Below are 22837 nucleotides of genomic sequence, written 5' to 3' on the forward strand. Positions count from 1 at the left end.
TTACACGATGAATAGCCTAAAACATACACTTCGAGCAAGTCTTGTATTCGGAGGAGGAGCAGCTCTCTTGCTCCTCCTTTTCTTTATTCATATCGGACAAGGTCAAGCAAACATTTCCTATAGTATGATTATTGATGCTCTTATCTCACCGAACCAATCGCTAGAACATCAAACTTTAATCATGCTTCGATTACCTAGAGCTGTAATTGCCATTTTAGCTGGAGGCGCTCTTGCTGCATCAGGGGTTATTTTACAAACGTTAACGAAAAATCCACTCGCTGAATCCAGTACAATGGGTATTCACTCTGGCGCATATTTCTTTCTAGTAGCGGCTACAATTTTCTTACCGAAAGGTTTACAAATTAATTCTCTTCTGTTCACATTTATCGGCGGTGCTATTACTGCTTTATTTGTATACCGTATTTCTGGTGGAAAAAAGGGAACCCCACTTAGAATGGCATTAGCTGGTATGGTCGTTACATTAATGCTTTCTGCCTTTACCGGAACGATGCAGCTTTTCTATGAAAATGAAACAACTGGTTTATTTTTATGGGGAGCTGGCTCTCTTATTCAAAATAACTGGGATGGCGTTCAATTTGCTTTTCCATTTATCATTATTTCTTTCCTAGTTTTACTATTTATGTCTCGTAAACTCAACATTCTCTTACTTGGTGATGATGTTGCTATTTCTCTTGGTGAAAAAACAGCAGTAACACGTCTTATCGCCTTCATTGCTGCAATCTTTTTAACAGCAGTAATTGTTACTGTTGTTGGACCAATTGGCTTTGTCGGCTTAGTTGCACCTCATTTAATGCGCCTTATCGGATACCGTCAACACTTTACTCTTCTTCTCTCTTCTTTCTTATGGGGGGCAGTATTATTGCTTGGAGCAGATGTTGTCGGTAGATTAATAGATCCAACCGGTGCAGAACTTCCTGTTGGGGCAGTCACAGCAATGATTGGATCTCCTTGGCTTATTTACTTAGTGTATCGAATGATGAAGTCGAAACAATATATGAATGATAACGGTGCGAATGCAGCTGGAGCTAGTTCCCGCTATTACTCTTATAAAAAGGTAATCCTTATTTCTATCACACTTTGTATTGTGACGATTGCTCTTGGTGTTACAATCGGTAGTAACACTTATATCGAAAGCATTACAAATGTTATATCAGGTCAATTAACACAATTTGACAAAAACATGATGATAAATCTTCGTTTACCAAGAATGCTCGTTGCTGCTATTGCTGGCGCATGCCTTGCAATAAGTGGGCTTGTTTTCCAAGCTATATTACGAAACCCACTTGCCGATCCTTCTATTATTGGTATTTCATCGGGAGCTGGTGTCGGTGCTTTAACTATTATGTATGTCTTTCCTACACTTCCTGGTTTCTTCCTACCAATTGGTGCATTTATCGGAGGACTACTTGCAGTAGGAATTGTCCTCTTCTTCTCATGGAAATCAGGGTTTAGCCCAACAGCTCTTGCTTTAATAGGAATTGGTATTTCTGCACTTGGCTCAGCAATTATTCAAATCTTTATCGTTAGAGCCAATTTGAATGTTGCCGCTGCTTTAACATGGTTATCTGGCAGCACGTATGCAAGAGGGTGGAATCACTTAGAAAATATCATTCTATATCCATCTCTAATTCTTGTATTCATTATCTTTTTCTTAATAAAACAACTTGACGTTCTCGTACTTGGAGACGATTTAGCAACTGGACTTGGGCAACCAGTAAATAAAACACGGCTTGCTCTAATTGTGCTAGCGACACTACTTGCATCAGTAAATATCGCTGCTGTCGGTACGATTGCCTTTCTAGGCCTTGTCGCACCTCACTTAGCAAGAATTGTTGTTGGTATAAATCATCAAAGACTATTCGTTTGCTCAGCACTGTTTGGAGCAATCCTTCTTGCCATCGCTGACTTACTCGGCCGAACAATTGCATACCCAAAAGAAATTCCTTCTGGACTTGTCGTTGCTGTACTTGGAGCACCTTATTTCTTATGGTTGATGAGGCAGAGCGGGAAGAAGGTTAATTAAAAAAGAGGCTTCTTATGTGAGAAGCCTCTTTTTTAATTCATTCTCATAAGCCTAAAGGAAACTATCTTTTTTTCACGAATTTAACCTATGAACATAACTAGGGGGGATAACAATGTATCAAACACTTAAAGGCTTCTTGCAATCATGGACATACGAGGCTGAGTCTACTCAAAAGATGCTCGATGCATTAACAGATGAATCTTTGTCACAAGAAATCGCACCTGGGCACTGGACGTTAGGCAGGGTTGCTTGGCATATCGTGACGGCAATTCCTGTTATACTATCTGGCACAGGGCTAAAGTTTGAAGGAGAAACAAAAGATTATCCTGTTCCAACTTCTGCAAAAACAATTGCAGATGAATACCGTAAAGTGAACGCGGCTTTCGTTGAAACACTTCAAAATAAATGGACTGATAAAGACTTAGCTACTATTAACGACTTCTTTGGTCGTCCTATGCCGAATTCTATATTTTTAATGACACTTATTAATCATCAAAATCATCACCGCGGGCAAATGACAGTTTTAATGCGACAAGCTGCCTTAACAGTCCCTGGCATATATGGTCCTTCAAAAGAAGAATGGGCTGCGGCTGGAATGGAAGCTCCTAAAATGTAACAACAAAAAAGACAAGGTGTTTACACATCTGGTCTTTTTCTGTAACTTGTTTCATGTGAAACTATTTTTTACTAAATGATTGTTTTATGGAAAAGATAGGTTAAAATAAATACATATTATGAAGAGGAGTAACCAAATTGAATACAAAAAATAGTTATGGGAACTATTTTACTAACTTCTCTTATTGGAGTTATTAGTGTATCTCTTTATTTCACCTATTATGGTACCCCTTGGGGAAAACAAGCAGCAATTACGGAATCAAAAGAGTATATTACAAAATATTTTAACCTAAATGCAGAAGTCAAAAATACTTCTTACGATGCTAAAATGAATAGCTATGCAATCTCCTTTGAAACAAGTACCGACGGCGAGTTTACTATCGAATATAAAAATCCTAATAACTTTAACATTTCTCCAGAAGTGCAAAAGTATTTAAGCACACACTCTAAATTTATAGAGTAGTAACGAAGCGTACATATACAAAAAAGAGTTGGTGTAACGCCAACTCTTTTTCACATATTCTTATCATACAGTTATATCTTCCTTCTCTATATTTTTAATGCCGTAATATGCAATCACAACTCCAATTGTCGCCAATGCTAGTTGAAGGGGAAGAAAAGTTGCTATAGAAAACGCTGGGTTGCCATTCATTGCAATTGAGACAACGATAAGAGATGAAACAATTGTAGTTGGCACGGAACGTTTACGCATTCCGAAATATAATGGGATTAAACTCATTCCCGCAGTTGCAATGGCTAAAGGAACTAGTTTTATTCCTTCTTGCATCAATTGATCTACTGTGAATGAATTAGGAAGAATTGAAAAATAACTATCTATCCCAAAGAAAACTCCTACTACTAAAATGTTAGATACAATAACTGTTATAAATGTTACTATCGCTGTAATAGTCAACTTACTAGCCATCATTTTCTTTCGGTTAATAGGATAAGAAAACATAAGTAGTATTGTTTTGTTTTTATATTCGCCAATTATTAACCTTGCGATTAATACACTACCAAAAATAATAAACGTTGCTCTTACTATTGTGCTAGCCATTAACAATATCGTCTCTGGATTCCTTATTTCTGCATCACCTTCTACTTGAGCGATGATGCTCACAAAGATCATTAATGCCAGTATAACAACATTTGCAATAATTGCTCTCTTCACGTACCAACCAAGCTTAAACTTTTTCAATTCTAGCTTCATTAAATGTAGCATGATAGTGTCCTCCTTCCTCCTAAGATTTAATCAATATAAATGACTCCTGTTTCACTTAAAATCTTCGCTTCATTTTTTGCATCACCAATCGTTCCTACTTTTATTTTTTCTGTATTTTTATCTTTCTTAAGTCCTTTTAAATCCACTATTACGTCAGCCGAATTACTTTTAGCCATAAGCTTCAATGATGCCGGGACACCTTTATACCGTACGCCAATATCCCCTGATTTTGTTTCTACAAATAATGATTTTCCTTCTGTCATATCTTTCAGTAAGACTTCCCCAGATGTTGAAGTGATGTTCATATTTGAGTTACTTACATTTGTTATATAGTTATCACCAGTCGCAGACTTTATATTTAATTCTTGTACTGAACTATCTTTTACAACTACCTCTCCACTTTGCGATATGAATTCACCTTTCTCCGCTGATAGTCCTACAATCATTCCATCCCCAGATTTTCCTTTTGTCACAATGCTTTTTACTACTATATCGTTTATTTTCACATCACCCGATTTATTATTTAATACAATTTTATCTATCTCTTTCTTCGGAATAGCTATACATATACTATTTTTCTTTCTAAACGTAAAACCATTAAAAAATTTGGCTGCCTTTTGTTTTTGCTTAATCACAATTTTATTTTCTTCATTTTCTATCTTGACGGGATCTATCTCTTTATCTACTTGTTCACCTTGAGCGGAAATTACTATTTTATTAGCGTCTGTACTTTTAAATTCAATATCCCAGTTTTCATTGTCTACTTCTATTTCTTTTATATTATTTATCTCAAAAGACTTTTCTTTCTTAAAATCCTTCCCCTGAAATATCTTAAAACCAAAAACCGCACTAGCAATTGTAATGAATAATATTGCAATTACTATTATTTTTTTCACCAGTCATACCCCAGTTCGTTGTTGTTTTAGGCTTGCTTCACGCCACATCGATCTTGTCGATTTTACGAAACGATAGATAACTAATGAAAATTCCTAATAAACAGAGCACGATTGGGATAGCTATAAAATCAAACATACTTACTTGACCGTTTCCAGGACCATAGTTACCACTAATCAGCATGCCAATTATTACTGCCGAAGTAATCGTTGTCGGTGTCGATTTCTTTCTCATTCCAAAAAATAAAGGAATTAAACTTATACCAGATATCATAAATGCACTTATAAAAGTACCTGGAACGATAGCTATTATTTCACCTATCGTAGCAGGTGTTTCAATCAGTCCCATCATTGGACTCACAAAATATACGAGCAAACTAATAATGAAAGTCGCGATAATCGTGCTCACAAAACAAAAACAAAAAACAATTGTTAATTTCGCACTCATTAGCATTTTCCTTTGAAGCGGATACATAAATGATAGTTGTATCGTTTTATTCTTATACTCATCAATTACTAAACGTGATAAAATGACCGAACTAAAAATAATGAATGTTATCCTAATAAAAATATTTACTAAAGCCATATTCTGTGTGAAGTCAAAGAAGAGTACGTCTCCCTCGGCTTTCATTCCCCATGCCATAAGGCTTACTACAGCGAAAATTGCTATAATACAAATTGCTACACTTTTAAAGTAACTAGATAATTGATGTTTCTTCCATTCGAGCTTCATTAATTTAAACATATAAACCACGCCTCCATTCTTTATATACCTGTCTCTACGCTGCTAACATTCTAATTCCAGCAGTAACGAAGCTTAACATTCCTATCATTAGTAGAATTAACAACCATTTCCGCCCTGGTTTCCTATAATATAAAATCCCACTTATGAACATTACGACCAATCCACTTACTAGACTTACTAACAATCCATTAAGCATGAATGCCCTCTCCATCCATTACATTTAAGAAATATTCCTCTAAGGAACTATGTTTCTTATTAATACTTTCAATTTCCACATCGTTCATAATAAGTGCTTTTGAAATGGCTTGCTGAGACACTGCCGTATCATACACACGAATCATATTTCCGCTCATTATTTTATAATTTTTTATGGCAAGTTTATCTTCTAAAATATAAGCTGCACGCTTCACATCAGGAACAGTAATTTCAATGTACTCTGTTTGTTTTCCGTTAATACTCTTCATTGAAACTTCTTTTATTAGTTTTCCATTTTGAATTACACCAATTGTATCCGCCATTAGTTCCATCTCACCTAAAATATGACTAGAAACTAATAATGTAATGCCATATTCTTTGCAGAGCATTTTAAATAAGTCTCGTAACTCTTTAATACCAATTGGATCTAAACCGTTAATTGGTTCATCTAAAATGAGCAGTTCTGGCTTTGTTACGATTGCCCTTGCAATACCAAGTCGTTGTTTCATTCCCAATGAAAAATCTTTTACTTTTTTATTATCTATCCCTTGCAGTTTCACTAAATGTAATGCATGGTCAATTTCATTTTTATCGTAATAGCCCATATATTCACAATGTAATTCTAAGTTTTCTTTCGCCGTTAATTTATCATAAAAGATTGGATATTCAATAATTGTCCCCATTCTTTTTAATACTTCATAAGATGTGTCTGTTAACTTCTCACCGAAAATTTCAATCTCACCGCTCGTCGGTTTTATTAAATTTGTAATCATTTTCATAATCGTTGTTTTACCAGCACCATTCGGTCCTAAGAAACCGTATATCTCTCCTTTTTTCACATGCATGTTAACGCTAGAAATAACTTCTTTCCCTTTAAACACTTTCGTTAACTGATTCGTTTTTAATATATAGGTCATGTCACTTTCCCCTTTCGCACTACTTTATATTTTTATAATAGACAACGGAAATCTCTTTTTTCTTACCCGTTTCTTACAAATTCCTTACGCTGAAAAAAAAGCTTGTAGAATCTACTTCTCTACAAGCTAAAACTGCATCTTTTTTAATGCAACTGTAAAAATTGTTTTTTCATACGGCTTACTAGAAAGATGAATTTTTCCATCCATCGCTTCCACCAGTCTTTTCGTAATCGTTAACCCTAAACCGCTTCCTTGGTACAATCTATTTCTCGAATCTTCAAGTGTGTACATACGCTCAAACACTTTATCAATATGAGATTCATCAATCCCTTTTCCTTTATCCCATACGTATATATACACATTCTTTTCATCATCTCTTAACGTCATACCCAGTATCTTTCCATCGTCTCCATATGTAATTGCATTTGATATTAAATTGTTCAATACCCTACCTAATACTTCTACATTTCCAAGTGCATATATATTTCTTTCTGGTATATCAATATGAACTTGAAACCCTTTCGCCGTCACTAAATCATAAAAAGATAAAATCTTCTCACGACAAACTTCATTCATATTTACTTTTGTCATCTCAATTGCCTTGTCACCAGATTCTAGTTTTGCTAAATCAAAAAACTTATGAATCAGTTCCATTACTTCTAGTGTTTTCACATGCACCTTTTCAAGTAATATTTGCTGTTCTTCTTTATTCATCGTTTTATCCTTATTTAACATTTCTGTATATCCAAGAATAACTGTTAGCGGCGTCTTTAAATCATGTGAAATATTTGAAAGCATTTTTCTCATCGAAATTTCTACTTTTGCATGATCTGCATTCGTTTTCTGTTTTGCATCTAATAATTGATTAATTGCCACTAATAATTTTTGCAATTCTAGATCATCTGTCATAACGAGTAACTTCTCGCCTGTTTGTACATTTACAATACTTTCCAACTTTTCATATGTGTATCGTAAATTTTTACTACTATTTTTTCTCATTTTATATTGTATGTAAATGACACATAACAATATAAAAATAATACTTATTAACAAATTGACCATATTACATCACTTCCAACTTATAGCCGATGCCCCATAACGTTTTAATATATTCTGGATTAGATGGATCACTTTCGATTTTCTCACGCAATCTCCTCATATGAACATTAATAACGTTATCATCTCCATAATACTCTTCGTTCCAAACTAACGTATATATTTGCGATTTTGTAAATACACGATTTTGATTCTTTACGAACAGTTTTAAAATCTCAAATTCTTTTAAAGTAAGTTTGAGAGGCTTCCCGTTTTTTTCTACGGTAAAATTAATTGGATCGATTGTTAAATCGCCAATTTGAATCATCTTTTCTGTTTCTTCTGTAGTCGAATATTTCGTAGATCTTCGAATACCTGCCTTTACACGTGCAGCTAATTCAATCATAGAAAATGGCTTACAAATGTAATCATCTGCTCCAAGTCCTAATCCAACAGCTTTATCAACATCTGTATCTTTTGCCGACATCATTAAAATCGGAACAGCACTTTTTTCTCGAATAATTCGTACAACCTCTAAGCCATCTAGCTTTGGCATCATAATGTCGAGGATAATCAAATCAAATGAACCTTTTAAATATGTGTTCACGCCTTCTTCTCCATCAGACGCAATTGTTACTTGAAAGCCCTCTTTTATCAAATACTTTTCCACCATCTCTTGAATTGAGATATCATCTTCAACTAATAAAATATGATGTGACATATGTCTATCCCCTTTTTACAAACGTTAACAACTCAATTGTATCCTAACTACTACAGACTTGAAACAAATATATGAATTTTCAAACCAACTTCCCTTCCTTCCTTAACAATGATATGATGAAATTCACTATGATTGTTCATAATTAACTTTATATAAAGGAGACTTATCATGTCAGAAAACAAAAAAGTAAGCTTAGCTGATTTAATGCGCGAACAACTTGCAAAGAAAAAGCAAGGAAATGGAAATGGTCAAAATGCAAAAAATCAAAGCCAAGAAACGAAAAAATTGCAAAACCAACAAACAAAGAAAACAAACAACCAACGTAGACGTACAGGTGTGTAAATGAACGGACAAAAACGTTCTAATATCGCGCCCGGTCTTGAAGTTGATATTGTATTAAAACAAGATCAACGAACAGGCAAATTAACACGTGGAATTGTAAAAGATATTTTAACAAACTCCCCTTCCCATCCGCATGGCATTAAAGTACGATTGCAGGACGGGCAAGTCGGTAGAGTACAAAATATCGTTCAATAAGAAAAGGAGCTCAAGTAAACTCGAGCTCCTTTTCTTTATTAACCTTTAATTTTCTCGATGAAAACTACTTTTAAGTAGTCTCCTTCTTTAAATTGATCAATGGTACGGAAATCTTCTGGTAAAGAATGTTCTTCTAATATTTTATATTTGCCATTCATTTCTTTAAAGGCTGTATCGATAAAGCCTTTAAACTTTTTCATATCGAATGCGCTACAATTTGTAGAAGCAACGATAATTCCGTTATTTTCTGTAATGGCAATTGTTTCTTTTAATAAGTTTTTATAATCTTTCGCTGCACTAAATGTATATTTTTTTGAGCGTGCAAAGCTTGGAGGATCAAGTACGACCATATCAAATTTCATTTTTTTCTTCGCTGCATATTTGAAGTAAAGAAATACATCTTCTACAATAATATCTTGCGCTTCATAATCAACTTCATTTACACTAAACTGCTCAATCGTTTTACTTAAACTACGATTTGCAAGGTCAACACTCGTCGTTTTACTCGCTCCGCCAAGCGCTGCAAATACAGAGAAAGCACCTGTATAAGAGAACATATTTAACACTGTTCTTCCCTTTGCATATTTATCACGAATTTGTTTTCGAACGTTACGTTGATCTAAAAATACCCCAACCATTGCCCCATCATTTAAATAAACCGCAAAGTTTACACCGTTCTCTTTTACGATAAGTGGGAACTCGCCGCGCTCTCCTGCTACGAAATCATCACCCTCAATATATTTCCCTTTCGTATCAAAACGCTTTTTCTCATAAATACCTTTAAAGTTTGCTACTTTTTGAAGAGCAGCTATAATCTCATCTCTGAAAGTGTAAATCCCTTCACTATACCAACTTACTACGTAGTAGCCACCATAATAATCGATAATTAGTCCTCCAAGACCATCACCTTCACCATTCACCACACGGAATGCTGTCGTATCACTTGATTTGTAAAATTGCTTTCGTTTATGTAAGGCAGATTTGATTTTACTTTCAAAGAAAGATTGATTAATTTGTTCACTCTCTTTTCTCGTTAAAATCCAGCCATATCCTTTATTTTGTTTTCCATAATAACCTTTTCCGACAAAGTTGTTCTTCTCATCTACTACTTTGATGATTGTTCCTTCTTCACGAACATCATTTAAATTTTGAATCGCATCTTTTAAAATAAGCGGATATCCACTTTTAATTTCGTTTATAAATTTCGGTTTTATTTTTACAGTTACTTCTGATCGCATATAATAACTTCCTTTCCATTTGCATGCTTTCTCTACAGGAAGCATTTAAAAACGAGCCTGAAAAAACAGCCCCGTTTCACTATACCATATTATTGCTTTGCTAGTACAACTAGCTCATCCCCTGGCATAACAGCTATATATTTATACAATGTTGAAAAAGTAAGACTACCATCTCGATGGCGAATAAATAATATTAAATCCTCTGAATCTCTTTCTTCTTTATTAATTTTTTGTTCTTCTGCAACTTGTATCGTTTTAAAAATATAACCATCTTCAATTTTTCTATTTAACTCTTCATAAATTTCATTTTGACCAAACAGTAAATGAGCTTTTTTTGAAAGAGAAATGCGTTCTTGTTCAATCTTTTCCACATCATGGATTGGAAGTAAAAATGTATTATGATGTCCAAACTGCGGTACGTATGTATTTGCAACTAATACATTATAAGAATCCGTATCTGTAACTGCAATTAAGTATTCATACTGATTCATATCAACTTCAAATTGTAACTGTTCAGAGAGTACTTGGCCATTATATGTATTAAGCCCTTTCACCTTTGCACATTGCAAATGTTCTTCAGATACATCTACAATTAAGCTCGGAACACCCATCTCTTTACAGTGCAATGCAAAAGCAGATGAGAATGTACTCGCACCTGAAATTAAGATTCCTGGTGGCTCCGTATTTGCCAATCCTAATTTCTTCGCTAAAAATCCAATTGAAAATCCGTGAGCACACACGGTCGTAATAACGAGTGCAAATGTAAGTGCCGTTAATATAGAAGCGTCTTTATAACCTTCTTGTAATAACTCCGTCGCAAAGTAACTTGAAACCGTTAATGCAACGATACCTCGCGGTGCAATCCAGCCAACTAGCGCCCGTTCTGCTTTTGTTAACTCTGTTCCAATTGTCGATATCCAAATCGATAAAGGACGTACAACAAACAACATCATAAGTACAAAACTTATAATAGGCCAGCTGAAAATCTCCATAATAGTTGTTCTTGGAAGCGATGCTGTTAATATAATAAAAACAGTCGACGTTAGTAGTACTGAAATATTTTCGTTAAAATGACGAATATCACCGATAGAAGAAATATATTTCTTCATCCGTGCAAGCGTAATCCCCATTACGGTTACAGCTAGCATACCTGTTTCATGCATCACTTCATCCGCAATGCCGAAGCATAATAATACCGTAACTAACAAAATTGGTGCTTTTAAATATTCTGGTACTTTTCCCTTTAAAATCATATAACTCATAAAAATACTAAATACATAACCGAGCACCATTGCAAATAATGAACCTGCAAAGAAATACAGCAACGTATGTAATTGTACATTATCTTTCGTTAAGAAATTTACAATTTGAAAGGCAAATACAGCAAGTAAAGCTCCAAATGGATCAACAATAATCCCTTCCCATTTTAAAATTGCAGCTGTTCTTGGTTTTAATCGTGCTTGGCGTAACAACGGAATAATTACCGTTGGACCTGTCACAATAAAAAGTCCTCCAATAATAAATGCAACCGCCCAATCTAATCCAGCGACGTAATGAGCTGCAAGTGAGCCAGCAATCCACGCGATAAACGCACCAAACGTAACGATACGAAATACTGGTTTTGATAGTCCCCTCAGTTCACGTATATCTAAACTTAAACTACCCTCAAACAATATAATTGCAACAGAGAGTGATACGAGTGGACTAAAAACATCTCCAAGCACCTCTTTTGGATTAATAATACCGAAAACTGGACCAATTAATAATCCAGCAACTGCCATAACAACAATGGCAGGAAGCTGGAAGCGCCATGCAGTCCATTGTGAAGCAATACCTAACGTAATAATAATAACGATACTAAGTAAAAGTGATTCAACCATAATACCCTCCTTATTCATAGTATTGCGACAGCAAAGTATAAACCATACTTTGCTTCTATATATTTTCAATCAATTCTATTTACATAATATATAACCAAGTTAAATATATAGTCAACCCATTCAAAAAAAGAACACTGTACTTACATAAAGGGAAACTTTAATCAGCCCTCACCTAACTTCTTTGCTTTCGCTGAATTTTGAGGTGGGGGTCTTACTGACCGGCAAATAGCGGGATAAAAAATATTATCATAAACTAAGATTACCATTGACAATGATAATGATTTTCATTATCATTTAATGTATATGAGTTCTTGAAAATATAGCTACATTTATAGGAGGAATAAACATGATTATTGTTACAAATACAGCTAAAATTACAAAGGGAAATGGACATAAATTAATTGAGCGTTTTAATAAAGTAGGTAAAGTTGAAACGATGCCAGGCTTTTTAGGTCTAGAAGTTCTTTTAACGCAAAATACAGTTGATTATGATGAAGTAACAATTAGCACTCGCTGGAATGCAAAAGAAGATTTCCAAGGTTGGACAAAGAGCGCTGCATTTAAAGATGCTCACTCACATCAAGGCGGAATGCCAGAATATATTCTTGATAATAAAATTGCTTACTATGATGTAAAAGTTGTACGTATGCCAATGGCCGCAGCACAGTAAAAACAGTCCTTTTTTAAAGTATAGAATATGAGAAGCGTTATCTATCACTTCTCATATTCTATACTTTTTTCTTTAATTTCTTTTTACTAATTTTGCATGTACAACTAGCCTCCCAGCCTCTGGATCAAGCGCATAATCACAAGTAGAAAGTGTTACGATTTCATCATTAGCCGTCAATTCCGTATCCGTTTTGTACAGTGATTTTTCTTGAATTTCCTTTAAGAACGATGTATATGCTGCATCATTTTCAAAATCCGTTTCAATGTAATAAAAGTCCGTTGTTGTCGTGTATACTGAAAAAACTTCCACGTCGTATCCTTCAAATAATGTATCGTAATATAATTTACGATGAGACATAAAAAAGTCTTCATCCAACATCTTTTTTAAACTACCAAACATAGAACCGTCTTTCATACGATGGCCATATAAAATCGTATTTCGATTTTGAGATTTCACATCATTACGATGGTCCATAAAAATGCTTCCCGCTCTCATATCTTCACCTTTATAATTACGAAATAAATAGTAATCATTATCTTTTGCTTGAACGATTGGATAATTAATTTGTGTATCATCCATCGTAATCCATCCGACTATCTCTGGATTAATTTTCTGGAGATCCTGAAACTGTTTACGTACCTCTCCATCTTCTGATTTTTCTTCCATTGGACTTCTTTTATAAATATGTTGTGCCTCAGCCATTACTTTACGATTTTCATAATAATCCATGAAAATCCCGCCCAACTCATACATTGAATAGAAAAAGATTCCTAAAAACACAATTGTAAGTATGCGTTGAAAAAAAGAATTCTTTTTCCGTCCTTTCTTACTATTCAAATTATCACCTCAAAACGGATTATGCTCAGCCTTTAGATTCCCATAGGTACCATGTACAATCCGGTATCTTCATCCTGCTTTACAATGACATCTACACCATATATTGCTTTAACCATTTCTTCTGTTATTACATCATTAGGATTACCTTTCGTAATGATTTCTCCATCTTTCATAACGATAATATGGTCGCTATAACGAATGGCTTGATTAATATCATGTAATACCATTACAATCGTTAGTCCATGAACTTCATTTAACTCTTTCACTAACTCTAATATTTCTAGCTGATAGTAAATATCTAAATATGTGGTCGGCTCATCTAAGAAGAGCATTGGTGTATTTTGAGCTAATGTCATTGCGATCCAAACTCGCTGCCGCTCTCCACCAGATAAAGCATAAATTGGCTTATCACGCTTACTTTGTAAATTCGTACATACTAGTGCACGCTCAATCGCTTCTCTATCTTCATCTGTTTGCGGAGAGAATATATTTTTATATGGCATACGCCCGAAGCTTATTAGCTTTTCCACTGTAATATCTGCTGGAGCCTCATTTTGTTGATGGACAACCGCTAGCTTTCTAGCAAACTCTTTCGGTTTATATTCACTAATCGCTTTTCCATCAAGTATTACTTCTCCACTGCTAGGAGCGTGGTTTCTAGACATGACACTAAGTAATGTTGATTTCCCACATCCATTCGGTCCAATGATTGTTGTAATTTTTCCAATTTCTATTTCACTACTAACAGACTTTAATCGATTTGTTACGTTATCGTATGAAAAGGTTACATTTTTAATTTCCATGAACTTTATCACTCTTTCTAAGCAAGAATATTAAGAATGGACCACCAATAACCGCCATAATTGTTGCTGCTGGAATTTCGTTAGGTGGCACAATTAACCTTCCAATCGTATCTGCCGTCAAAATTAATAACGCCCCTGCAAGAGCAGAAAATGGAATTAATACTTTATGGTCTGAACCGACTAATTGTCTTGAAATATGTGGAACTAGTAATCCTACAAAAGCAATAACACCTGCAATCGCTGTTGATACTGCCGCTAAGAGTACTGCAATGGCAGAAATAATAAGACGAACTCTCGTCACGTGCAAGCCTAAGTTTTTCGCAGTCTTATCTTGTAGCGATAATAAGTTACACCAAGCTCCTACGAACAGAGCAAGAATAAGACCAACCGTTCCATAAGTCACCATTATTTCTACATCGCCCCACGTCTTCATTGTTATGTTAGAAGTCGTCGTTTGCTTAATACTCTTAATAAAATACCCACAAATCGTAACGAATGATTCATTTAACCCAGTAAACATTGCATTAATGGCAATACCAATTAAAATAATGCGAAGCGGGCTTAATCCTGATTTCCATGAAAACGAATAAACGAGATAACATGCAAGCGCACCACCTAAAAAGGCGAATACGGGTGTCCAGAAAAAGAATTGCGGGAACAACGTAATAATAATAAGTGTCATAAAACTAGCTCCTGAAGATATACCGATTACCCCAGCATCGGCGAGTGGATTTTTCATAACAGCTTGAAAAAGCACACCTGAAACAGCAAGAGCCGCTCCAGTGAACAACGCAATAATAATACGCGGAAAACGTAAATCTTTAATGACTTCAACATCTTCATTTCCACCTGTAAATATCCCTTGTACAAGTTCAACAATACCTACTTCTAAACTCCCTTTCATCGCTGACAATGATGTCATAACAATAAGCAATGCAGTAACAATGAGGAAACTCCAAGTTTTTTTATTCATTCTACTCTTCCTTTATATTAAAATGCATCACGGATACATCATTTTTTTCAATTCATCTAACGCTTCAATTGCTGCTAAATTGCCTGTCGTTCCAAATAAACGCTCTTCTAAATCGTAAACACGGTTATTTTTAACCGCAGCAAAGTGTTTCCAAATATCATTTGTTTTAAATTCTTTATCAAACATTTTTACAACTTCATCAGGCATACCATGAGCTGCTCGTAAAATAATATCTGGATCAGCTTTCTTTAAATACTCTGTATTAGAAGCTAAATATTCTACTTGTTCACCTTGCACAATATTTTTACCACCTAGTTGTTTCACTAAATCTCCAATATAAGAATGCTCTGTTGCTACTAAATAACTTCCAGGCACACCTAATAAAATAAGCACTGTCGGTTCTTTCTTTCCTTTTACTTCTTTTTGAATGCTAGAAACCTTTTTATCTAATTTAGTTACTACTGCTTCGGCCTGTTTTTCACGCCCATATTTCTTACCTAAATCGCTAATAGAACTTTGCATATTTTTCAAACTCGTTAAATCTAAAAAGTTTGCTTTCATACCCACACCATCAAAAACTGGCTTTAATTCATATTCAAGTGTTGTCACAGATAACACTTCTGAAGGCTTTAATGACTTTACCTTTTCCATATCTGGACTCATTGGATTCCCAACTTCAGGTAAACCTTTATATCGCTTCGGTAAAGTTTTAGAACTTGTTGGAACGCCGACTAAATCTACTTCTAACGCATCCATAATTTCAGTAACAGCCACTGTTGTTGCAACGACGCGCTCTTTACTTTCACTCTTTACCTGCTTTGCTGATTCTTTTTTTGGTGATGAGCACCCGGCTATACTCATTAACAAAATGATAGCCATTAGTACACTTACAATTTTCTTCACTCTCAATCACAACTCCTTTCCATACAATATGAAACAAGTCTTGATGCACGCGAATATGCATCAAGACTCCAAAAATTACAATCTACCTGCTCTATATTTACGAACTAGTAAAGCAAGTGAACCTAGCAGTAACACCATGTATAAACCAAGTTGTGCTGTATCTGCAGTTTTTGAGTTTTTCTCTTTTTTTGAATCATTTTTTGTATCTTCTTTTTTCTTCTGACCATCTGCATTTCGGTTAAAATCAGGAGTACCTACTGTTTTTACATTATCTACTTTCGGTGTAGTCACTGGATTTTTCGGTTCATTTTTCGGTTCCTCTTTAAGAGTTCCTAACGCGCCGATATTATTTGTATCAAATTGAATTTGCACATCGTAGAAATGATGGTAGTTCATCTCATCGATGTCTACCTTTACTTTTGCGTTTAATTTTTTAAATAGATCTTCTACTTCAAACTGTACTACTCGTGTATTTGCATTTTTATCTTCGCTTACTACTTTCGCATCAGCGAATAGTTCATTGTTTTCCGTTTGGAATTTCGTAATCCACGCACTATTTTTCAGCGTCATCTCAATATATTTTTTACCATCTTTTACGATTAATTTCGCTGGATTTACAACATAGTCATGCATCTTTGAAATCTCATCTGTTTTATCTTTTAATACTTTAAATGTAATATCATATTGGCCATCTACTAAATTTTTCGGATCAACTATTACTCTCGGTTTATTATTTTCATCTTGGTTGTTGTTTCCACCTTGGTTGTCATTCCCGCCTTGGTTGTCGTTTCCACCTTGGTTGTCATTCCCGCCTTGGTTGTCGTTTCCACCTTGGTTGTCGTTTCCACCTTGGTTATCTAACGGCTTAATGCTACCTTTATCAAATGCAAATTGAATATCGTAAAAATGGTGATAATTCATTGAATCGATATCTACTTTTACTTTTGCATTTAACTTTTTCGATAAATCTGGTACTTCTACTTCCACTACGCGTGAATCAGCTTTTTCATCTTCACTTATTACATTTGCATCAACAAACGAACCATTTTTCTCAAATTCAAATTTTGTAATCCAAGAACTGTTCGTTAACGTAAATGATACATACTTCTTACCATCTTTTACTTTTAGCACACCTGGACTTTTTGTATATGTGTTCATCATTGAAATTTCGTCTGTTTGATCTTTTAATGCTTTGAAATTGATGCTGTATTCACCATCTTTAATTGTCTCAGCATCTGTTTTTTTATTTTCATCTGGTTTTTCTACTTCTGGTTTTTCTACTTCTGGTTTTTCTGCTTCTGGTTTTTCTGCTTCTGGTTTTTCTACTTCTGGTTGTTTCTCTTCATTTTTAATTTGTTCAAGTTTATCTTGTTCAAATAAAAGTTGTACATCATGCGTTTGCTTATAATTTCTTGATGCCATTTCGATAAATACTTTTGTATTTAGTTTTTCAGATAAATCGTTTACTTCAAACTCTACTACTCTTGTATCTTTTTCCTTATTCTCACTTACTACTTTTGCATCAACAAATGTGCCATCTTTTTCCGTTTGGAAATTTTTAATTAATGAGCTACTTTTCAATGTTACAATTGCTTTTTTCTTACCGTTTTCTACTTTTAATACTCCTGGATTTACCATGTAAGTATTCATCTTAGATTCTTCATCTGTTTGATCTTTTAACACTTTAAATGGAATGCTGTACGCACCATCTGTAATTGTGTTAGAATTTGGTTGTTGATCTGGGTCAGGCTTTTGGTCGGGCTTCTGACCTGGATCCGGTTTTTCATTTGGATCTGGCTTATTAGCTGGGTCCTCTTTTTCATTTGGTTGTTCCACATGAATTGGTGTAATACTATTTTGATCAAATGCAATACGAACGTCGTACTCATGATGATAATTTAAAAAATCAATATCTACTTTTACTTTTGCATTTAATACCTTCTCTACATCTTCTACATCAAATTCTACTACTCTTGTATCTTTTTCTTTATTTTCACTAATTACATTTGTCGCAACTAGCTTACCTGCTTTTTCTGTTTCAAACTTCGTAATCCATGAACTATTTGTTAATGTAAAGGATACTTTCTTTTTCCCATCCTTCACTTTTAAAGTCCCTGGGCTTACTGAATATTGATTCATCATCGATTCTTCATCTGATGTATCTTTTAAAACTTTGAAGCCAATTGAATATTCACCGTCAGCCAACTTGGTAGCTGCTTGAACTGCAAGTGGTTGTAATGTTGATACGAATGTAAATATCATTAAAAACATAGCAACAATAATTTTTGTATACCTGTTCAATGGAACGACTCTCCCTTTTGAAAATTATTTAATACTGCTCCCATCAAATACAAAGCGAATATCATATGAAGCATTATAATTAATAATTGGAATATTAATTTTCACCTTTCCATTTAGTTTTTTTGACAAGTCAGCAACTTCAAATTCTACTACTCTAGTATTATCTTTTTTGTTTTCACTTAACACGTTTGTTTCTACAAATTGACCATCTTTTTCTACTTGGAAACTTTTAATAGAAGCACTATCTTTCACTTTAAATGAAACATATTGTTTTCCATTTTTAACTGTTAATGTTGCTGGGCTTTCAAAATAACTATTCATTCTAGACGATTCATCTTTATCGCCTTTCCATACAGTAAAAGCAATATTATATTTTCCATCAGCTAGTTTTGTAGCAGCCTTTGCATCTTGTAAACCTAGTGTTGCGATAAACGTAAATAAAACAGCAAATACGGCAATAATCATTTTAAATTGTTTAAACATATATTCATCACCCTTCAAAAGATTTATTTACTCAACTTCACTTTACGAATTAAGAAAGCACCTGAAATAAGAATTAACGCTACAAACAATCCAATACGTGTTTCATCGCCTGTTTTTGGGTTATCTGTTTTTTCAGCTTTTCCATTTTCATTTTTTGTTTCTTTGTTCACTTCTTTAGCTGTTTCCTTACTCTCTACTTTTGTTTTCTCTTCTTTTACTTGTGTATCTGTTTTCGCTTGATCATTATTTTTTGTTGTAGCAGCTACGCCGTTATCGCCACCTACAGCTTTTACATTTGCATCAAAAGCAAAACGAATTGTGTAGTGGTGGTCATAGTTTGCATTTGGTACAACAACATGAATTTTTACAGCTGCCGGTTTGGATAAATCATCTACTTTAAACTCTACTGTTCTTTTATCTGCCGATTCATCTTTACTAACAACTTTCGCATCAACAAAATTCCCATTCTCTGGTGCTTTAAATTCTGTAATCCAAGCACTATGATTCATCGGAACTTGTACTCTCATCTCACCGTTTTTCACTATTAATTTTGCCGGCTTTTCAAAATAGTCATTTGCCATTGAAGCTGAATCATTTTCCGCTTTTTGAATTACGTAATTAATATCGTAAGTACCATCAGCTAGTTTTGCTGAAGCATTCCCGTATGGCATTACAAGAAAAGCTAGCATACATACGAACGTTATAATAAAAGCGGGTAATACAGAAACCTTTTTCATTTTTCTTGTTTCCTCCTTGGTTATCTTTCATTTCACTTTTTGAAAATGATAATTATTCTCAATTTATAAGAAAAAAATAATCTCTTCTACCTATTATTTAATTAGCATTCTTTTATGTAACATAAGTATTATTGATTATCATTCTCATTTAATATTAAAAATAATATCTCACCCTATTCCTTATACGAAGGCATAGAAACTGAGAAAAAATTATAAAACGTATTTATTGATTATCATTCTCAATGCAAATCAAAAAAAATAAACTATCTCTTCTCCTCTTCTTTCACCTCTTCCCATAACAACACTATAGTTATAGAAACCCCTTTTCCCTCACTTCCCTTCCAATATTTCCACAACTAAGTCAATCTTAGCCTACTCATAAATTTTTTGTCAACTATATTACGTATAAAATTTTTAATATCTGAATTCCTCTATATGCGGCTTTTTTTACAAAAAAAGAGACTTTCTATTATAGAAAGCCTCTTTTCTCTATTTCTCTACAGCAATTTCCTGCTTTTGAAACTTAGAAACTATATAACCAAATCCCATACCGATTATCCCTGGAACTAACCAACCAATTCCTACACTATATAATGGAATCTTATCTAAAATAGGTGCTAGCGCTGCAATTTGAAGGTTTGCATTGTGTAATCCATCAAAGAAACTTATTGCAAATGCTCCTACAATCCCGCCCACATACATCGCTAATGGAAGACGAACGTAGTTTTCAACAAGTGATAATACGATAAGTACGATTCCAATTGGATAAATTGCGATTAAGATTGGTAACGCTAATGCATTTAACTGAGTTAACCCAAGGTTTGCTACCATAAATGCTAATACACAGAAAATGAAAACGACTTTTTGATAAGAAAGCTTTGGTAATAAGGAAGAGAAGTAATCACCACAAGCTGCAACAATACCTACAGAAGTTGTTAAACATGCTGCTGTAATTGCGATCCCTAGTAATAAAGTTCCGTAGCTACCAAATAAATGATTCACGACATTTGTTAAAATAATTCCTCCGTTTGCGCCCATTCCAAGTGACACACTAGAAGCTCCAAGATAAGCAAGTGCTAAATACACAAGTAGTAGACCAAGCGCTGCAATAAATCCTGCAAAGATTGTTACTTTTGCAATACTGTTTTTATTTGTAATGCCTTTTTCTTTTAACGCATGAATTACAACATTTCCGAATACCAGTGCTGCAAGTCCATCTAAAGTTAAATATCCATCAATAAATCCTTTAAAGAGAGGAGCACTATACGCTTCTGTCGGTGCACCAAATTCTCCAATTGGTGTAATAAGTGCTTTACCTACGATAATTGCAATAACAGCTAATAATATTGGAGTTAGCACCTTACCAATACGACCCACTAATTTCGAAGGATTTAAAGCTAAATAGAAAGTGACTGCAAAGAAAATAAGTGTAAAGATAACAAGTGGATATGACTGACCAGCTATCTCACTTGGTAAAAACGGTGCAACACTCATCTCATAAGCTACTGTTCCTGTACGCGGTACACTTACGAATACGCCTAAACATAAATAAATTGCAGTGATAAAAACAAGTGCGAATATAGGATGTACACGTCCTGCTAGCTCATTAATATCTCCCTTTAAAGCTATAACAATTACTCCTAATAAAGGTAGTCCAACCCCTGTTACGATAAAACCAAACAGCGCGATCCATACGTCCGTTCCAGCACCTTGCCCTAACGCTGGTGGAAAAATCATATTACCTGCACCAAAAAACAGTGCAAATAACATTAAACTTATTGCAAACATCTCTGAAAACTTTAAAGATGATTTCATTTCTACTAACCTCCTAAAATATATAATTGACAAAATATTCTGAATTAAAATCCGTCACATATCCTCTTTCAAGCATACTTCCCCGTAAAAGAACGCAAAAAACACCCGTCCCTAACAAAGGGACGAGTGTTGAAATCGTGGTTCCACCCTTATTCTAATAAAATGAATTTATAACGAAATAAGCTCATTTTATAGCTCGTGTAAATTGATAACGGTTTTATCCGCCAAGAATTACAATGCATCATGTATGCAGTTCACTCTTGAAGTTTAGAGGTGGTAAGCTTGTCTTTTCGTATTAGGAAGCTCACAGCCTAAGGCTTCCCTCTCTGAGAATCGTAAAATACAACTCATGTCCTCATCATTACTTTTATAAAATATCTTGTCGAAACTTGTTGTTTTTTATTATATGGGCTATTTTTTAAAAAATCAATAGTTTTATTTTTTCTGACAAAAAAATATAGGAAGAAAATTTTCCCTCCCTATAACTGCCCTATTAAAATTTCTAACTCTTCAGCTGTAACGCTCCGCCACTTTCCAACTTCAAGCTCATTTAGCTCTATATTCATAATGCGTACTCGCTTTAGCTTTATTACAGTAAATCCGAAAGCACGACTCATTCTACGAATTTGCCTGTTCATTCCTTGCGTTAAAACGATACGAAATGTTGATTGATCGACTCTTGTCACTTTGCACGGCTTCGTCATTCCATCTTTAATCTTTACACCACTGGACATCTCATCAATAAACCAGTCCGTAAAAGGTTTATCGACTGTGACAACATATTCCTTCTCGTGCTCATGATCACCATGTAAAATTTGATTCGCAATGCCGCCGTCATTCGTTAATAAAATAAGTCCTTCCGATGCTTTATCTAATCGTCCAACTGGAAAGATTCGCTCTGGGTAATTGATATAATCAATTATATTATCTTCAATATGATCAGCTGCTGTACAAATAATGCCGACTGGTTTATGGAAGGCGATGTACACCTTTTCTTTCTCTTCTTTTACAATAACTTTCCCATCAATCGTTACCCTATCACCATCGCTCACAAGTGTACCGTGCGTACATATTTCGCCGTTAATAGCCACGCGTCCAGCTTTAATGAGGCGATCTGTTTCACGTCTGGAGCATGATTTTGCTTCGCTTATGTATTGGTTGATTTTCATGTTCTATTCCTTTTCATATATATTAAAAGCGTCAATCTATGGCAATATCATTATGCCACGATTGACGCTTTTTCACTTCGCAAAAACAACTAAATAAATAACCC

24 protein-coding genes and 1 other annotated feature are annotated in these 22837 nt (G+C 34.5%); of the genes, 6 read left to right on the top strand and 18 right to left on the bottom strand.

The genetic code is table 11. From position 1 onward, the window contains the following. The first annotated feature begins 7 nt into the window (after positions 1–7). The 3 genes from fhuB (at position 8) to AXW78_RS21815 (ending at position 3122) form a co-directional block, all read left to right on the top strand. A complete protein-coding gene (gene fhuB, locus AXW78_RS21805; protein WP_061884646.1) occupies positions 8–2044 on the top strand; it encodes a Fe(3+)-hydroxamate ABC transporter permease FhuB in 2037 nt (678 codons plus the stop codon). A gap of 112 nt (positions 2045–2156) precedes the next feature. Next, a complete protein-coding gene (locus AXW78_RS21810; protein ID WP_000285030.1) occupies positions 2157–2660 on the top strand; it encodes a DinB family protein in 504 nt (167 codons plus the stop codon). A 156-nt stretch (positions 2661–2816) separates the two neighbouring features. Then, positions 2817–3122 carry a YfjL-like protein gene (locus AXW78_RS21815; protein ID WP_003302880.1) on the top strand — a complete coding sequence of 102 codons (306 nt, stop codon included), beginning with the start codon at positions 2817–2819 and terminating at the stop codon, positions 3120–3122. Positions 3123–3185: 63 nt separating this feature from the next. On the opposite strand, the gene AXW78_RS21820 is transcribed toward AXW78_RS21815, so the two are convergent. The 7 genes from AXW78_RS21820 to AXW78_RS21845 all read right to left on the bottom strand — a co-directional run bounded on the left by AXW78_RS21820 (position 3186) and on the right by AXW78_RS21845 (position 8387). Beyond that, the gene (locus tag AXW78_RS21820; RefSeq protein WP_000902931.1) at positions 3186–3881 is read right to left on the bottom strand and encodes an ABC transporter permease; all 696 of its coding nucleotides are present in this window, start codon (positions 3879–3881) and stop codon (positions 3186–3188) included. 26 nt (positions 3882–3907) lie between these two features. Continuing rightward, positions 3908–4777, bottom strand: a complete 870-nt coding sequence (locus tag AXW78_RS21825) for a DUF4097 family beta strand repeat-containing protein (RefSeq protein WP_000720986.1) — start codon at positions 4775–4777, stop codon at positions 3908–3910. Positions 4778–4814: 37 nt separating this feature from the next. Next, positions 4815–5519 (bottom strand): ABC transporter permease, encoded by a 705-nt coding sequence (locus tag AXW78_RS21830; protein ID WP_000475557.1) that lies wholly within the window; start codon positions 5517–5519, stop codon positions 4815–4817. Between the two features lie 34 nt (positions 5520–5553). Next, positions 5554–5715, bottom strand: a complete 162-nt coding sequence (locus tag AXW78_RS34500) for a hypothetical protein (protein WP_165375030.1) — start codon at positions 5713–5715, stop codon at positions 5554–5556. Beyond that, positions 5708–6631: an ABC transporter ATP-binding protein gene (locus AXW78_RS21835; protein WP_000221091.1), complete on the bottom strand. Its 924-nt coding sequence runs from the start codon at positions 6629–6631 to the stop codon at positions 5708–5710. Before AXW78_RS21835 ends, AXW78_RS34500 begins: the two co-directional genes overlap by 8 nt. Before the next feature lie 126 nt (positions 6632–6757). Then, positions 6758–7693: a HAMP domain-containing histidine kinase gene (locus AXW78_RS21840; RefSeq protein WP_061884647.1), complete on the bottom strand. Its 936-nt coding sequence runs from the start codon at positions 7691–7693 to the stop codon at positions 6758–6760. Between the two features lies 1 nt (position 7694). Next, positions 7695–8387: a response regulator transcription factor gene (locus AXW78_RS21845; RefSeq protein ID WP_000018036.1), complete on the bottom strand. Its 693-nt coding sequence runs from the start codon at positions 8385–8387 to the stop codon at positions 7695–7697. A gap of 168 nt (positions 8388–8555) precedes the next feature. On the opposite strand from AXW78_RS21845, the gene AXW78_RS34505 reads away from it, so the two are divergent. Together AXW78_RS34505 and AXW78_RS21855 are read left to right on the top strand one after the other, a co-directional pair. Then, entirely contained in the window at positions 8556–8729 is a 174-nt protein-coding gene (locus tag AXW78_RS34505) for a hypothetical protein (RefSeq protein WP_001293578.1), read from the top strand. Continuing rightward, on the top strand, positions 8730–8924 hold the full coding sequence (locus AXW78_RS21855) for a YwbE family protein (protein WP_001014310.1): 195 nt from the start codon (positions 8730–8732) through the stop codon (positions 8922–8924). A 38-nt stretch (positions 8925–8962) separates the two neighbouring features. Here the strand turns inward: AXW78_RS21855 and AXW78_RS21860 are convergent, their stop codons facing one another. After that, positions 8963–10162: a class I SAM-dependent rRNA methyltransferase gene (locus AXW78_RS21860; protein ID WP_061884648.1), complete on the bottom strand. Its 1200-nt coding sequence runs from the start codon at positions 10160–10162 to the stop codon at positions 8963–8965. Positions 10163–10251: 89 nt separating this feature from the next. Then, positions 10252–12042 carry a cation:proton antiporter gene (locus AXW78_RS21865; RefSeq protein ID WP_000230332.1) on the bottom strand — a complete coding sequence of 597 codons (1791 nt, stop codon included), beginning with the start codon at positions 12040–12042 and terminating at the stop codon, positions 10252–10254. A gap of 346 nt (positions 12043–12388) precedes the next feature. On the opposite strand from AXW78_RS21865, the gene isdG reads away from it, so the two are divergent. Continuing rightward, positions 12389–12712, top strand: coding sequence for a heme oxygenase (isdG, locus tag AXW78_RS21870; protein ID WP_000587818.1), 324 nt, complete (start codon positions 12389–12391; stop codon positions 12710–12712). Positions 12713–12784: 72 nt separating this feature from the next. Here the strand turns inward: isdG and srtB are convergent, their stop codons facing one another. From srtB to AXW78_RS21915, 9 genes are all read right to left on the bottom strand, one after another. After that, the gene (gene srtB / locus AXW78_RS21875) at positions 12785–13549 is read right to left on the bottom strand and encodes a class B sortase (RefSeq protein WP_001086122.1); all 765 of its coding nucleotides are present in this window, start codon (positions 13547–13549) and stop codon (positions 12785–12787) included. Positions 13550–13581: 32 nt separating this feature from the next. Beyond that, entirely contained in the window at positions 13582–14352 is a 771-nt protein-coding gene (locus AXW78_RS21880) for an ABC transporter ATP-binding protein (protein ID WP_000403761.1), read from the bottom strand. Beyond that, the gene (locus AXW78_RS21885; RefSeq protein WP_001036834.1) at positions 14342–15325 is read right to left on the bottom strand and encodes a FecCD family ABC transporter permease; all 984 of its coding nucleotides are present in this window, start codon (positions 15323–15325) and stop codon (positions 14342–14344) included. The genes AXW78_RS21880 and AXW78_RS21885 overlap by 11 nt, the downstream gene beginning before the upstream one ends. Positions 15326–15352: 27 nt before the next feature. Continuing rightward, on the bottom strand, positions 15353–16234 hold the full coding sequence (gene isdE, locus AXW78_RS21890) for a heme ABC transporter substrate-binding protein IsdE (protein WP_002164197.1): 882 nt from the start codon (positions 16232–16234) through the stop codon (positions 15353–15355). 69 nt (positions 16235–16303) lie between these two features. Continuing rightward, a complete protein-coding gene (locus AXW78_RS21895) occupies positions 16304–18529 on the bottom strand; it encodes an NEAT domain-containing protein (RefSeq protein WP_061884649.1) in 2226 nt (741 codons plus the stop codon). Between the two features lie 24 nt (positions 18530–18553). Then, positions 18554–19012: an NEAT domain-containing protein gene (locus AXW78_RS21900; RefSeq protein ID WP_000476163.1), complete on the bottom strand. Its 459-nt coding sequence runs from the start codon at positions 19010–19012 to the stop codon at positions 18554–18556. 23 nt (positions 19013–19035) lie between these two features. Beyond that, complete coding sequence (gene isdC / locus AXW78_RS21905) at positions 19036–19749, bottom strand: heme uptake protein IsdC (protein ID WP_061884650.1); 714 nt, start codon at positions 19747–19749, stop codon at positions 19036–19038. Positions 19750–20238: 489 nt separating this feature from the next. After that, positions 20239–21564 (bottom strand): branched-chain amino acid transport system II carrier protein BrnQ6, encoded by a 1326-nt coding sequence (gene brnQ6, locus AXW78_RS21910; RefSeq protein WP_061884651.1) that lies wholly within the window; start codon positions 21562–21564, stop codon positions 20239–20241. Positions 21565–21679: 115 nt separating this feature from the next. Further along, positions 21680–21935: a binding site (T-box leader), on the bottom strand. 108 nt (positions 21936–22043) lie between these two features. Next, on the bottom strand, positions 22044–22733 hold the full coding sequence (locus AXW78_RS21915; RefSeq protein WP_000700748.1) for a 23S rRNA pseudouridine(2604) synthase RluF: 690 nt from the start codon (positions 22731–22733) through the stop codon (positions 22044–22046). Positions 22734–22837: the final 104 nt, after the last annotated feature.

It is taken from the genome of Bacillus thuringiensis (assembly GCF_001595725.1).
Lineage (GTDB): Bacteria > Bacillota > Bacilli > Bacillales > Bacillaceae_G > Bacillus_A > Bacillus_A thuringiensis_K.